The sequence below is a fragment of the Kitasatospora sp. NPDC127067 genome, assembly GCF_042724755.1.
Lineage (GTDB): Bacteria > Actinomycetota > Actinomycetes > Streptomycetales > Streptomycetaceae > Kitasatospora > Kitasatospora lactacystinica.
The window spans coordinates 1-11,972 of the sequence record NZ_JBHXEM010000192.1; the positions used below are offsets into that span (position 1 = coordinate 1).

General features: G+C 73.1%; 13 protein-coding genes. 7 read left to right on the forward strand and 6 right to left on the reverse strand.

All coding sequences use genetic code 11. The features are described 5' to 3' along the window. Positions 1–165 precede the first annotated feature (165 nt). The 3 genes from ACFWJ4_RS38835 to ACFWJ4_RS38845 form a co-directional block, all read right to left on the reverse strand. Positions 166–1,989 (reverse strand): glycosyl hydrolase family 18 protein, encoded by a 1,824-nt coding sequence (locus tag ACFWJ4_RS38835; RefSeq protein WP_380358768.1) that lies wholly within the window; start codon positions 1,987–1,989, stop codon positions 166–168. Positions 1,990–2,303: 314 nt separating this feature from the next. Next, the gene (locus ACFWJ4_RS38840) at positions 2,304–2,930 is read right to left on the reverse strand and encodes a hypothetical protein (protein WP_380553432.1); all 627 of its coding nucleotides are present in this window, start codon (positions 2,928–2,930) and stop codon (positions 2,304–2,306) included. A 123-nt stretch (positions 2,931–3,053) separates the two neighbouring features. Continuing rightward, the gene (locus ACFWJ4_RS38845) at positions 3,054–3,614 is read right to left on the reverse strand and encodes a DoxX family protein (protein ID WP_359907172.1); all 561 of its coding nucleotides are present in this window, start codon (positions 3,612–3,614) and stop codon (positions 3,054–3,056) included. A 221-nt stretch (positions 3,615–3,835) separates the two neighbouring features. Here ACFWJ4_RS38845 and ACFWJ4_RS38850 point away from each other — a divergent pair, with 221 nt between their 5' ends. Then, the gene (locus tag ACFWJ4_RS38850) at positions 3,836–4,468 is read left to right on the forward strand and encodes a MarC family protein (protein WP_380553435.1); all 633 of its coding nucleotides are present in this window, start codon (positions 3,836–3,838) and stop codon (positions 4,466–4,468) included. Between the two features lie 87 nt (positions 4,469–4,555). On the opposite strand, the gene ACFWJ4_RS38855 is transcribed toward ACFWJ4_RS38850, so the two are convergent. Next, positions 4,556–5,095, reverse strand: a complete 540-nt coding sequence (locus ACFWJ4_RS38855; protein ID WP_380553437.1) for an NADPH-dependent FMN reductase — start codon at positions 5,093–5,095, stop codon at positions 4,556–4,558. 116 nt (positions 5,096–5,211) lie between these two features. Continuing rightward, positions 5,212–5,646 carry an Lrp/AsnC family transcriptional regulator gene (locus ACFWJ4_RS38860; RefSeq protein ID WP_380553440.1) on the reverse strand — a complete coding sequence of 145 codons (435 nt, stop codon included), beginning with the start codon at positions 5,644–5,646 and terminating at the stop codon, positions 5,212–5,214. 214 nt (positions 5,647–5,860) lie between these two features. Here ACFWJ4_RS38860 and ACFWJ4_RS38865 point away from each other — a divergent pair, with 214 nt between their 5' ends. The 5 genes from ACFWJ4_RS38865 (at position 5,861) to ACFWJ4_RS38885 (ending at position 10,106) form a co-directional block, all read left to right on the forward strand. Further along, complete coding sequence (locus ACFWJ4_RS38865) at positions 5,861–6,691, forward strand: tryptophan 2,3-dioxygenase (RefSeq protein WP_380553443.1); 831 nt, start codon at positions 5,861–5,863, stop codon at positions 6,689–6,691. Between the two features lie 113 nt (positions 6,692–6,804). Continuing rightward, positions 6,805–8,031 (forward strand): kynureninase, encoded by a 1,227-nt coding sequence (kynU, locus tag ACFWJ4_RS38870; RefSeq protein WP_380553446.1) that lies wholly within the window; start codon positions 6,805–6,807, stop codon positions 8,029–8,031. Positions 8,032–8,096: 65 nt separating this feature from the next. Next, positions 8,097–8,732, forward strand: a complete 636-nt coding sequence (locus tag ACFWJ4_RS38875) for a TetR family transcriptional regulator (RefSeq protein WP_380553449.1) — start codon at positions 8,097–8,099, stop codon at positions 8,730–8,732. Beyond that, on the forward strand, positions 8,729–9,493 hold the full coding sequence (locus tag ACFWJ4_RS38880) for an SDR family oxidoreductase (protein ID WP_380553451.1): 765 nt from the start codon (positions 8,729–8,731) through the stop codon (positions 9,491–9,493). Before ACFWJ4_RS38875 ends, ACFWJ4_RS38880 begins: the two co-directional genes overlap by 4 nt. Before the next feature lie 115 nt (positions 9,494–9,608). Further along, on the forward strand, positions 9,609–10,106 hold the full coding sequence (locus ACFWJ4_RS38885; protein ID WP_380553454.1) for a F0F1 ATP synthase subunit B: 498 nt from the start codon (positions 9,609–9,611) through the stop codon (positions 10,104–10,106). Positions 10,107–10,147: 41 nt separating this feature from the next. Here ACFWJ4_RS38885 and ACFWJ4_RS38890 read toward each other — a convergent pair whose 3' ends face one another. Continuing rightward, positions 10,148–11,095, reverse strand: coding sequence for a hypothetical protein (locus tag ACFWJ4_RS38890; RefSeq protein ID WP_380553457.1), 948 nt, complete (start codon positions 11,093–11,095; stop codon positions 10,148–10,150). Between the two features lie 75 nt (positions 11,096–11,170). Between ACFWJ4_RS38890 and ACFWJ4_RS38895 the strand changes: the two genes are divergently transcribed. After that, positions 11,171–11,800 (forward strand): TetR/AcrR family transcriptional regulator, encoded by a 630-nt coding sequence (locus tag ACFWJ4_RS38895; protein ID WP_380553460.1) that lies wholly within the window; start codon positions 11,171–11,173, stop codon positions 11,798–11,800. The last annotated feature ends 172 nt before the right edge of the window (positions 11,801–11,972 follow it).

Here is an 11,972-nt window from a genome sequence, read left to right on the forward strand (position 1 = left end):
GCCGGCCGTCGGCGATGGGGCGCCCGGCGGCCCGGGCGTCCCCCGGGGTGGCGGGGCACCGCCCCCGGGGGCGGGCCCGCCGGGAGGATGCTCCTCCCGGCGGGCCGGACCCGTCGCTTCAGGTGCTGCGAGGATCCGTCAGGCCCTCGGCGGTCCGGTGGACCGTCAGCAGGGGCCGTTGTCGGTCCAGACGCCCCACTGGCCGCTCAGGCTCGGGTCGTCGCCCTTGGTCCACCACTTGTTGGTGTAGTAGTGGCCCTTCCACGAGACCTTGGTGCCGCCGGCCGCGTAGGTGGTGTTGGTGTCCCAGCTCGGGGCGGCCGGGCAGGAGGCCGGCGTGGTCGGGGTGCCGGTCGGGGTGCCCGTGGGGGTACCGGTCGGCGTACCCGTGGGGGTGCCGGTCGGCGTGCCGGTGGGGGTGCCGGTGGAGGTCGGGGTCGGCGTGCCGGTCGGCGGGGCCGGGCAGGCGGACGCGGAGCCGTTGGTGGCGCTCACCATCTTGTCGAACAGGGCGGTCTTGGTGCCCAGGTCGTACAGCGAGAAGGCGAAGGAGCCGCCGAGGCCGTTGCAGTGCGCGTAGTCGAGCTTGGCCTGGATGGACTTGGCGTCCTCACCGCTCCAGAAGGTGTTGCCGTCGTAGAAGTACGTGGCCTGGGCCCCGTCGTCCCAGAAGGTCTTGGACGGGTTGTCGACGAAGCCCGCGAGCTCCTTGTACATCTGGATGCCGGGGACGTTGCCGGACATCGCCGCGCCGGCCGCCGGCTGGGTGGCGGGCTGGTACAGGCCGTGCTTGCCGTTGTCCTTCACGCCGGTCCAGCCGCGGTAGTAGAACGGCACACCCATGTTGATCTTGTTGGCGGGGAAGCCGCCGGGGATGCCGTACTCCTTGTCACCGACCGTCCACGCCTTGATCGCGTTGTCGATCGAGTACTTCCCGTTGCCCGGCTTGGCCGGGGTCGACGGGTCGTCCGGGGTCGAGTAGAGCGCGGCCTGGTGGTTGGTCGGCCCCTGGGCGTCCCAGCCGCCGTGCATGTCGTAGGTCATGACGTCGAGGAAGGTCAGGTACTGACCGACCTTGTCGGTCTCGACGTTCATGATCTTGTCCTGGCCGGCGCCGACCGCCGCCGACAGGGCGTAGGTCTTCTTGTCCGCCGCGCCCTGCGCGTCCAGCTGGGTGCGGAACTCCTTCAGCAGGGCGGTGAAGTTCTGCTTGTCCGCCGGGCTGGAGAGGTTGCCGGTGTGGCCGCCGCCGCCCGGGTACTCCCAGTCGATGTCGATGCCGTCGAAGACGCCGGCCGCCGAGCCCGGGCCGCCGAAGCCGGCGTCGCTGGGCAGGTTGCCCTTGATGAACATGTCGATGCAGGACGACACCAGGTGCTTGCGCGAGGCGTCCGTGGCGGAGGCCGGCGAGAAGTACTTGGAGTAGGTCCAACCGCCCAGCGAGAGCAGGACCTTGAGGTTCGGGTTCTTCGCCTTCAGCTTCTTCAGCTGGTTGAAGTTGCCCGCGATCGGCTGGTTCCAGACGTCGCCGACGCCGTCGACCGAGATGTCCGCGCCGAAGCTCTTCTGGTAGTCGGCGAACGCGTCGCCCGCGCCGTCACCCGCGTTGGGGTTGTTGTCGTTCCCGTCGGCGGCCTTGGTGGCCTCGAAACAGCCCAGGTCGGTCGGGTGGATGTTGGCGAAGGAGTAGATCATGTAGTCCAGGTTCTTGGCGACGCCGGTGTCCTGGATCGTCTTGGGGTAGTACGCGTTCGCGTAGACCGACCACTGGTCGAAGTAGGCGACCTTGATGCCGCCGCTGGTGGCGGGCGCGCCGGTGGAGTTGGTGGTCGCGGCGTTGGCCGCGCCGCCGCCGGACAGCGCGAGGCCGGCGCCGAGCAGCAGGGAGGCGGTGGTGCCGGCCGCGATGGCGGCCATGCTCTTCGGGCGGCGTCGGCGGCCGCCCTGCGGCGCCGGGGTCCCGGCCCTTTCAATGCGTGAGCGCAGCATGGGTGCGTGACTCCTGGTTGTGGGGGTTCCCGTCGTCCCGGGGGCGCGCGTCCGGGGTGGGGCCGGACGACCGGGACATGACAGGTGTGGGTGGGGAATCGAGCGGGATCAGACCATGACGGACTACCGGGATGTGCCGAACCGGCGCCCGCGGCACGAGGCCGCCGACGCCGGTTCAGGGGCTCCCTGCACCTGGGCAATAAAAATGGACTAGACCAACTCACCCGTCAAGGGGTGCCGTTGGGCCTTGAGACCCGCTTAAGGTTCCACCCCCGCGCCGAGCTGGGCTGCCGCACCCCGGGACGGCCCCGGAGTCAGTAACGGACGGCGTTGGCCACCTCGGCCTTGACCGTGCCGGACAGGTCCCGGTGGGCGTGCGCGGTGGCCTGGGAGCTCTGCCCGACCGCCACGTCCTGAATGGTCACCGCGGCCGCGTCCAGCACCTTGCCCGACTCGTCGGTGAAGTTCACCTGGATCACGTACCGGTACGACTGCTGCCCGTGGTTGGTGACGGTCAGCGGCACCTGCGGCTTGCCGTCCGAACCGGTGGTCACCGCCCCGGCGGTGACGTCCCCCTTGGCGTCCAGCCCGCCCTTGATCCCGGAGACGGCCGAGGAGGCCGCCGACACCGCCGCCGAGGCCTGCGCCTCGGCCGAGGCGATCGCGGACCCCGCCCCGCCGGCCGCCGAGCCCAGCGCCGAGGCGGCGGAGGCGACGGCGCTCGCGCCCTTCTCCACCGCGGACGCCGCCGCGGAGGCCACGCCGCTCACGGTCTTCCCGGAGGAGGAACAGCCCGCGAGCGCCGCCGCGCCGACCACCGCCGCGACCAACACCCCCGCCACCACCCGACGTTGGTGACGCACCGGTGGTGCGTCCAGGTCCTGCGCGGTGACCCTCGGCGGGGTCGGGGAGCTGGCTCGGGTGAGCGGCTGGCGGTCCATGCGGTCCCTCGTCTCCGGTCGGCGCCGGGCTGCCCGGCACACCTCCACGCCCACCCTCCGAGGGCCGCGGGGCCACCGCCAGCAGGGCTGCTGCCTCCGGGTGAGCCGGGCCGGGACAGCGCGTCAGGACAGCCCCGAGCCCTCCTGGGAGTCCGACTCCACCGCGGCCCGCTCCTCGCGCAGCCGCACCAGGTGGCGGCGCCGCGCGACGACGCCGTACGCCCCGGCGGCACTCGCCACGAAGGACGCCAGGCCGAGCCACGGCCGGTCGAAGACGTGGCCGGTCAGGTGGTCCAGCGAGTACCGGCCGGCGCCCGCCAGGCCGAGCGCCAGGCCGGTCGCACCGAGGAAGGCCGGGTACTCGTAGCCGCCGGACATCGCGAAGAAGCCGGCCGGGGCGTGCACCGACACCGCGCCCGCCATCGTCCCCGCCACCACCGCGCCGGCCGCCGGGGTCGCCAGCCCGGCCACCAGCAGCGCGCCGCCACCCGCCTCGCCGAGGCCGGCCGCCAGCGCGCTCTGCCGGGCCGGGTGGAAACCCATCTGCTCCATGGCGTGGGTGGCGCCCTCCAGGCCGCCGCCCCCGAACCAGCCGAACAGCTTCTGGGTGCCGTGCGCGATCAGCACGCCGCCGACCGCGCCGCGCAGGGCCAGCAGGCCCAGGTCCTTACGGTTCAGGCACATGTCGCATCCTCGCTTCCGCGGCGGAGTGACCCCGCTCGGTGACAGTGGTGACGGTCCTGCCTCCATAGCAACCGAGGGCGCCCGTGCCTTCGAGCCGGGGCCGCCATCCGGGCGAATTCGGCCGCGACCGGGAATGAACCGCCGGCGGGGTGATCCACGCCGCGCCCGGCCGCGGGGCGTGGCGGACCGGCCGCCCGGGGCCCCGAGGTCATGCTTGGCCCATGTTCGTCTTCAACCTGGGCAGCGCCTTCATCACCTTCTTCGCCGTGGTCGGCCCGCCGAAGACCCTGCTGGCCTTCGCCCGGCTGGCCGGGACCCGCAGCAACCGGGAGCTGCGCCGGCTGGCCGCGCTGAGCACGGCCATCGCGGCGGTGATCGGCCTGGTGCTCGGCTTCGGGGCCGACGAGCTGACCACCCTCTTCCACATCAGCGACCAGTCGCTCCAGCTCGCGGGCGGGGCGATCTTCTTCGTCTACGCCGTCGCCCTGGTCTTCGGCGTCCACCTCGGCTCGGACGCCGACGAGGACGAACACCTGTCGAACCCGCTGGTGGACGGCATCCGCGAACTGCTGCTGCCGTACATCGCCAGCCCGCTCGCCATCACGGCCGTCCTGGTCGCCTCGCTCAACCAGGACAACCTGGGCTGGAAGGCCGCCGTCTCCGGGGCGTACGTGGCCGTCGCGGTGATCAACTACCTCTGTGTGGCGGTGCTCGCGCCGCTGATGCGACGCACCCACCGCACCTCGCTGGAGGTGCTGTCCCGGCTGCTCGGGCTGCTGCTGGCGGCGGTCGGCGTCGAACTGTTCCTGGAGGGCCTGGCCGGGCTGGGAGTGCACCTGCCGGAGGGGCACTGAGCCCGCACCGTACCCGCACCAGGCCCTGACGGGCGCCGAACGGCGCTCACGGGCCCTGAACGGCGCCGAGCCCGGCGCCCGCCCGGGTCAGCCGGCCGCGAGGCGTGCCAGCACCTCGCCGATCCGCTCGCGGACCAGTGGATCGGCGACCAGCCCGTCCGGGCCGACCGCGCCGCGCTCCAGCGGAAGCCGGACGCAGGCCTCGTCCAGCACGGCCGCGCCGGTGTAGCCGAGGACGGTGCGCAGGGTGGCCTCGGCCCCCTGGCCGCGGCCCGGACCGGCGGCGTTGATCCAGCCGGTGGGCTTGTCCGAGATCTCGATCCCGCCGACCGTCCAGTCCAGCAGGTTCTTGAACGCGCCCGGCAGCGTCCCGGCGTACTCGGGGGTGCAGACCAGCAGCGCGTCGGCCGCCTCGATCGCGGCCCGCAGCTCGGCCACCGGCTCCGGCAGCGGGTCGGTGTCGTGGTCCGGGTTGAAGTGCGGCAGCCCGGCCAGCCCGGCGTAGTACGTGGTCCGCAGGCCCGGAGCGGCCGCGGCCACGGCGGCCGCGGTGCGCAGCACGGTCTCGTTGGTGGAACCGGCTCGCAGGCTCCCGGGCAGCAGCAGGATGTGGCGCTCGTTCGGCATGCCGGGCAACCTACTCCTTGACGTCCGCGTCAAGGACAGCCGCCCGCCGCCGGTCATCGGCACCGGCCGTGGACCAGTGGCAGCGGCAACGACAACGGCAGCGGCAGCGGCAGCGGTCAGCGCGGCACCACCGGCCGCCACGGCACCGGGCTGGAGAGGATCATCGAGCTGGACGGCTGGCCGTAGCTTCCGAGCCGGTCGCACACCGCCTCGAACTCGGCCATCGTCGACACCGCGACCAGCAGCACGCAGCACGCCCCGCCGGTGACCCGGTGCAGCTGGACCACCTCCGGCCAGGTCGGCACCTCCGGATCGCGCAGCACGCAGCGCGGGCCGTAGCACTGGATCTGGACCAGCGCGGTGATCGGCAGCCCGGCCCGGGTGAGGTCCACGTGGGCGTGGTAGCCGCTGATCACCCCCTCGGATTCCAGCCGGCGGACCCGTTCGGCCACCGCGGGTGCGGACAGGCTCACCCGGCGGGAGAGTTCGTTGTACGAGAGCCGGGCGTCGGCCTGGAGCTCGGCGAGCAGGCGGCGGTCAACGGCGTCCAAGGCGACCTCCCGGGTGGTCGGGATCAAGGGATTTCCGTTCGTAAAGCGAATCAGCTGAACGCATCGCGAACAACAGCTCCGAAGGCGGTTGCGATGCCCGTCGACCATTCAAACGGGGGGTACCGCCGCCGCACAATGGGCACCCGGTGGAACCCGGCAGTCCGGCTGGTTCACCGGACCGGGCGATGCGGCCCGGAGGATCAGGAGGATCGGGATGGGGCACGACACGGTGGAGACACCCAACCTGTCGTTCGGTCGGGGCGGAGCACCGGGCCGGGGCACCCCGTACGCCCAGTACGTGCGCCTGGAGGAGCTGCACGGCCTGCAGCACCCGCGCAGCAAGGAACCGGCCGAGCTGTCGTTCATCGTCACCACCCAGGTGATGGAGCTGCTGTTCGACCTGCTGCGGCACGAATGGACGCTCGCCCGGCAGGCACTGCGCGAGGACGACCTGCCCGCCGCGCTGGCCGCGCTGCGCCGGGGCACCCACGTACAGGACGTACTGGTGGAGTCCTGGGACCTGCTGGCCACCATGACCCCGCACGAGTTCAACTCCTTCCGCTCGCTGTTCGGCGAGGCCTCCGGCTTCCAGTCCGCCGCCTTCCTGCGGCTGGAGTTCCTGCTCGGCAACAAGAACGCCGCGCTGCTGAAGATGTACGACGGGATGCCCGACGCCCAGGCCGAGCTGACCGAGGCCCTGCGCTCCCCCGGCCTGTACGACGAGGCGCTGGCGCTGCTGGCGCGCCGCGGCCTGGCCCCGCACCGGGCGCCCTCCGAGGAGCGCCACCAGCCGTCCGCGGAGGTCGAGGCGGCCTGGCGGCGGGTGTACACCGAGCCGGAGTTCGCCGCGCTCCAGCCGCTCGGCGAGGCCCTGTTGGACGTGGCCGAGCGGGTCACCCGCTGGCGCCAGCGCCACCTCTCGGCGGTCAAGCGGACCATGGGCGGCAAGCCCGGTTCGGGTGGCTCCAGCGGACTGACCTGGCTGCGCAAGTCGGCCGAGCAGGACGTGTTCCCGGAGCTGTGGACGATCCGGGACGGGCTGTGACGGAGCGGGCCGTGACGGAGCTTGATGCGACAGAGCTCGGTGCGACAGAGCGTGATGCGACGGGACGGGCAGGGACGGAGCGGGCTGTGAGCGAGGGGAACGAGAGGACGGGCATGACCACGCGCGAGGACTGCGCGGCGCTGGACGCCGTCGACCCGCTGGCGGCGTTCCGCAAGGAGTTCGCCCTGCCGGACGGGGTGATCTACCTGGACGGCAACTCGCTGGGCGCGCTGCCGGTGCGCACGTCCGAGCGGGTGCGCCGGGTGGTCGAGGAGGAGTGGGGCCGGGAGCTGATCCGCAGCTGGAACGACGCCGGCTGGTTCGAGCAGCCGTACCGGCTGGGGCGGCGGATCGCGCCGCTGATCGGCGCCGGTCCGGCGGAAGTGGTCGTCTGCGACACCACCTCGGTCAATCTCTTCAAGGTGCTGTCGGCCGCGCTGCGGCTGCGCCCGGGCCGGCGCACCGTGCTCGGCGACGCCGAGGCCTTCCCGACCGACCTGTACATCGCCGAGGGCGTGACCGGTCTGGTCGAGGGCGCGCGCAGCGCGCTGATCCGTCCCGAGGAGCTGGACCGGCACCTGGACGGGGACGTCGCCGCGGTCGTCCTCTCGCACGTGGACTACCGCACCGGCGAGCTGCTGGACATGCCCGGCATCACCGCCCGGGTGCAGGCCGCGGGTGCCCTGATGATCTGGGACGTGTGCCACTCGGTGGGTGCGCTGCCGGTCGAACTCGGCGCTGCCGGCGCGGACTTCGCGGTCGGCTGCACCTACAAGTACCTGAACGGCGGCCCCGGTTCGCCGGCCTTCCTGTACGTCGCCGAGCGGCACCTGGCGGCCGGCCCGCTCCAGCCGCTGAGCGGCTGGTTCGGCCACGCCCGGCCGTTCGCCTTCGAGCCCGGGTACGACCCGAAGCCGGGCATCGGCCGGTTCCTGACCAGCTCGCCCTCGCTGCTCGGCCAGGCCGCCCTCGACGCCTCGCTGGACGTCTGGGAGCGGGTCGACCCGGCGGCGGTGCGGGCGAAGAGCCTGGCGCTGACCGACCTGTTCGTCTCGCTGACCGAGGAGCTGGACGGCGTCGAGGTGGCGACCCCGCGCGAGCACGCCCGGCGGGGCAGTCAGGTCGCGCTGCGGCACGCCGACGGCTACCCGGTGGTGCAGGCCCTGATCGAGCGCGGGGTGATCGGCGACTTCCGCGCACCGGACCTGATGCGCTTCGGCTTCACGCCGCTCTACGTGTCGTACACCGAGGTCTGGGACGCGGCCCGGCAGCTGGCCGAGGTGCTGGAGAGCGGTGAGTGGCGGGCGGAGCGTTTCTCCCGCCGGGGCGAGGTGACGTAGGCCGGGAACCAGGACCGGGCTCGCCTCCTTTGCCATTAATAATGCGCAGCATTAATCTTGCTCGCATGGCAAGGACATCGGCGGGCCACGAGACCCGCGAGAGGCTGCTGCGCGCGGCGGAGGAACTCTTCGCCACCCGCGGCGTGGAAGCCGCCCTGACCAGGGACATCACCCGACTGGCCGGACAGAGCAACCCGTCCGCCGTGCAGTACCACTTCGGCTCCCGCGAGGGCCTGCTCGACGCGATCATGGCCGGCCGCCAGGAACGCACCGAGCAGGCCCTCGCGCCGCGTCTGCCCGCCCTCGCGGACGCGGACCTGCCCGGACTGCTCGGCGCCCTGGTCGCGGCCGAGGCCACCGAACTGCGCACCGAACAGGGCCGGCACTGCCTGCGGATCTCCGCGCAGGTCAGCCACAACAGCGGCGTCCGCACCCGGACCCCGCACCCGACGCTGGCCGGCGGCGGCTACTGGCGCCTGATCGAGCTGGTCGAGGACCGGATCTCCGCCCTGCCGGAGCCGATCCGGCTGGAACGGATCGACCTGGTCCTCACCCTGATCGGCGCGGCCCTCGCCGACCGGGCGCAGCAGTACCTCGCCGGCTCCACCCCCCTGACGGACGAGGAGACCTTCCTCGCCGACCTGGTGACGATGTCCGCCGCCATGCTCTCCTCCCCCACCCCCCGAAGGAGCAGGTCATGAACGACCTCACCGGCAAGACCGTCATCGTCACCGGCGGCGCCCGCGGCCTGGGCGCCGAGGCCGCCCGGCTCGCCGTGGCGTCCGGCGCCAACGTGGTGATCACCGACGTCCTGGAGGAGGACGGCAGGACCACCGCCGCCGAACTCGGCGAGCGGGCGCGGTTCGTGCGCCACGACGTGACCTCCGAGGAGGACTGGCAGCGCGTGGTGGACTTCGCGGTGGCGGAGTTCGGCGGCCTGCACGGCCTCGTCAACAACGCGGGGATCTCCACCGGCACGCTGCTCGCGGACGAGAGCGTCGAGCACTTCCGCAAGGTCCTGGACATCAACCTGACCGGCGTGTTCATCGGGATGAAGACCGCCGTCCCGGCGATGCGCGCGGCCGGCGGCGGCTCGATCGTCAACATCTCCTCGGCGGCCGGCCTGATGGGCCTGGCGCTGACCGCCGGCTACGGCGCCTCCAAGTGGGGTGTGCGCGGCCTCAGCAAGATCGGCGCGGTCGAGCTGGGCACCGAGCGGATCCGGGTCAACTCGGTGCACCCGGGCATGACCTACACCCCGATGACCGCCTCGGTCGGCATCCGGCGCGGCGAGGGCAACTACCCCAACACCCCGATGGGCCGGGTCGGCGAGGCGCCCGAGATCGCCGGCGCCGTGGTCTACCTGCTCTCCGACGACTCCTCCTACGTCACCGGCGCCGAGCTGGCGGTGGACGGCGGCTGGACCGCCGGCCCGACCGTCAAGTACGTCATGGGGCAGTGAGCCCTGCGGCCGTCCGGGCCGCCGTGACGCAGCTCATGTCCGGGCCGAGTTCGACCGGCGTCGCCCCTGGGGAAGCTTCCGACCGACGGAACGTCATACCCTGGGGAGGTAGCGCGTGACGCACGAACTCGGCCCGCTCAAGCCCGAACCGGCCCCACTGGTCCTCGGCCTGGCACTGTTCTTCCTGCTGCTGTGGGTGCTCGGCCGCCACCTGCTCCCCCGGATCGAACGGGTGCAGTCCGAACGCTGGGAGGCCACCGAGGGCCGCACCGAACGCGCCGAGGCCCTGCTCGCCGAGGCCGAGGCCACCCGGGAGGCCCGCCTGCGGGAGCTGGCCGAGGCCCGCCACGAGGCGGCCCGGATCCGGGAGGAGTACGCCGAGCGCGGCGCGGCGGCGATGGTCGCGGCCCGCGCGGAGGGTATCCGCGACCGGGACGAACTGCTCGCCACCGGCCGCGCCCGGATCGCCGCCGACCGGGCCGAGGCGGCCCGCCTGCTGCGGCAGGACGTCGGCGAGCTGGCCGTCGCCCTGGCCGGCCGGGTGATCGGCGAGCCGGTGGGCGCCGTCGCCGCACAGCGCCGCACGGTGGAGCGCTTCTTCGAGGCGAACTAGCGGAACCGGCCGGCTCTCGTCAGCCCGCCGTCGGCCCGCCTTCAGCCCCTCGTCAGCTCCTCGACCAGCGCGCGGTACACCGCGAAGGCCGGCTTGGGCGTGTAGTCGTCGCGCATCAGGCCGAAGTGCGGGAACAGCCCGGCGCCCGCACTGTCCGCGTCCCGCAGGGCGAAGAACGCGTAACCGGTGACATTGAGTTCGGTGGCGAGCCCGGCGACCGTCCGGACCACCTCCGCCACCACCTCGGCCTGCCGCGCCTCGCTCCGCCCGGGGCCGGTGGGCCAGCCGTTCTCGCAGATCCGCAGCGGAACGCCGGGCCCGATCCCGGCTCCGGGCAGCGTGTCCCGGCGGAAGCCGGTGAGCACCGCCCGTACCGCGTCGGCGAGTCGACCGGGTGGGACGGTACGGAAGACGTCCGGGAAGAAGTCCAGGCCGACGTAGTCCAGTGCACGGTGGAAGCGCTCGTCGGCGAGCCGGCCGAGCTCGGGCCAGAAGGTGTCCGCGGGGTCGAAGGAGGGCACCGCGTTGAAGCCGACGGCCAGCCGGTCGAATCCCCGGGCCAGCGCCTCCTCCTTCGCCGCGATCACGCCCTCGACCAGCGCCCGGCGGACGTTGGGGATGCTGCCGTCCACGGGCGGGAGGTCCAGGTTGGGCTCCTCGCAGATCTGGAGCAGCCCGAGGCGGTACCCCTCGGCGCGGACCGTCCGCCGGACGAAGTCCAGCCAGCCCGCCAACTCCCCGCCACGATCCCGGTACTGGACCACCAGGTCGAGCCGGCGTCCCTCGACGGCGTATTGCTCGGGCCGCGCGGGGGTGTGCTCGCCGCCCGGGTACGAGCGGTAGGCGCGGACCAGGAACTCCTCTGCACCGCCCTGGAGTTCGCGCAGGGCGGCGGTGATCCGGGCCGGGTCGTCGGGGCGGACGGGCGCGATCACGCCGGTGTCGTCACCGGCCAGTCCGCCGGGGTAGATGCCGAAGGTGAAGGTCATGCCGTCACCGTAGCGGATATTTTTGGTGTCACTGCAACTTTGGAGTGACACCATGCACGCGGATAGGATCCGACCATGGGACTTCGCGAACTCAAGAAGCAGCAGACCCGGGAGCTGCTCTCCGACACCGCCATGGGCCTGTTCGCCGAACGCGGCTTCGACCGGGTCACGGTGGTCGAGGTGGCCCGGGCCGCCGGGGTCTCGCCGAACACGGTCTTCAACTACTTCCCCACCAAGGAGGACCTGTTCTTCGACCGGCAGGAGGAGGTCGTCGCCCACCTGGCCGAGGTGGTCCGGCGCCGCCCCGCGGGCAGCCCGGCCGTGGACGCCGTCCGGGCCGACCTGCTGGCGGCCTTCGCGAGCGGGGAGCCGACGGTCGGACTGCACCCGGGGATGGCGGCGTTCTGGCGGATCGTCGAGGACAGCGCCGCACTCCGGGCCCGACTGCTGGAGCTCGGCGAACGGGCCGAGGCGGCACTCGCGGCCGCCCTGGCCGAGGAATCGGGAGCCGCACCGGAGGACCCGCTCCCCCGGATCGTGGCCGGAGCCGTCACCGGGGCCCACCGGGCGGTGCTCGGCGAAATCCGGCGGGCCATGGTGGCCGGGGAGCCGGCCGAAGCCGTGCGGGCCCGGGTCGAGGCGGCGGTCGACCGGGCCTTCGGCCTGCTCGCCTCGGGCCTCGCCCACTACCCGGCCGAGCGGTAGGCGGCCGGGGCCGGGGAACGGCGCGCCGGAGGAAACGGGAGACGCGGACGGGGCCGCGAACGGGGACGGGCCTGGGCCTGGGCCGGGGGCGGGGGCGGGGGCGGCTCCCGCGAGCCGGTGCTGCGGATGACGACGGTGGTGGACCCGGCACTGGCCGAGATCTTCTCCTGGG

What these genes read in the sequence shown, in the direction of transcription:
- kynU (WP_380553446.1), top strand. Translation starts at nt 6,805, where the DNA reads ATGACCACGCGCGAGGACTGCGCGGCGCTGGACGCCGTCGACCCGCTG.
- ACFWJ4_RS38840 (WP_380553432.1), bottom strand. Translation starts at nt 2,930, where the DNA reads ATGGACCGCCAGCCGCTCACCCGAGCCAGCTCCCCGACCCCGCCGAGG.
- ACFWJ4_RS38835 (WP_380358768.1), bottom strand. Translation starts at nt 1,989, where the DNA reads ATGCTGCGCTCACGCATTGAAAGGGCCGGGACCCCGGCGCCGCAGGGC.
- ACFWJ4_RS38895 (WP_380553460.1), top strand. Translation starts at nt 11,171, where the DNA reads ATGGGACTTCGCGAACTCAAGAAGCAGCAGACCCGGGAGCTGCTCTCC.
- ACFWJ4_RS38855 (WP_380553437.1), bottom strand. Translation starts at nt 5,095, where the DNA reads ATGCCGAACGAGCGCCACATCCTGCTGCTGCCCGGGAGCCTGCGAGCC.
- ACFWJ4_RS38865 (WP_380553443.1), top strand. Translation starts at nt 5,861, where the DNA reads ATGGGGCACGACACGGTGGAGACACCCAACCTGTCGTTCGGTCGGGGC.
- ACFWJ4_RS38880 (WP_380553451.1), top strand. Translation starts at nt 8,729, where the DNA reads ATGAACGACCTCACCGGCAAGACCGTCATCGTCACCGGCGGCGCCCGC.
- ACFWJ4_RS38890 (WP_380553457.1), bottom strand. Translation starts at nt 11,095, where the DNA reads ATGACCTTCACCTTCGGCATCTACCCCGGCGGACTGGCCGGTGACGAC.
- ACFWJ4_RS38875 (WP_380553449.1), top strand. Translation starts at nt 8,097, where the DNA reads ATGGCAAGGACATCGGCGGGCCACGAGACCCGCGAGAGGCTGCTGCGC.
- ACFWJ4_RS38850 (WP_380553435.1), top strand. Translation starts at nt 3,836, where the DNA reads ATGTTCGTCTTCAACCTGGGCAGCGCCTTCATCACCTTCTTCGCCGTG.
- ACFWJ4_RS38845 (WP_359907172.1), bottom strand. Translation starts at nt 3,614, where the DNA reads ATGTGCCTGAACCGTAAGGACCTGGGCCTGCTGGCCCTGCGCGGCGCG.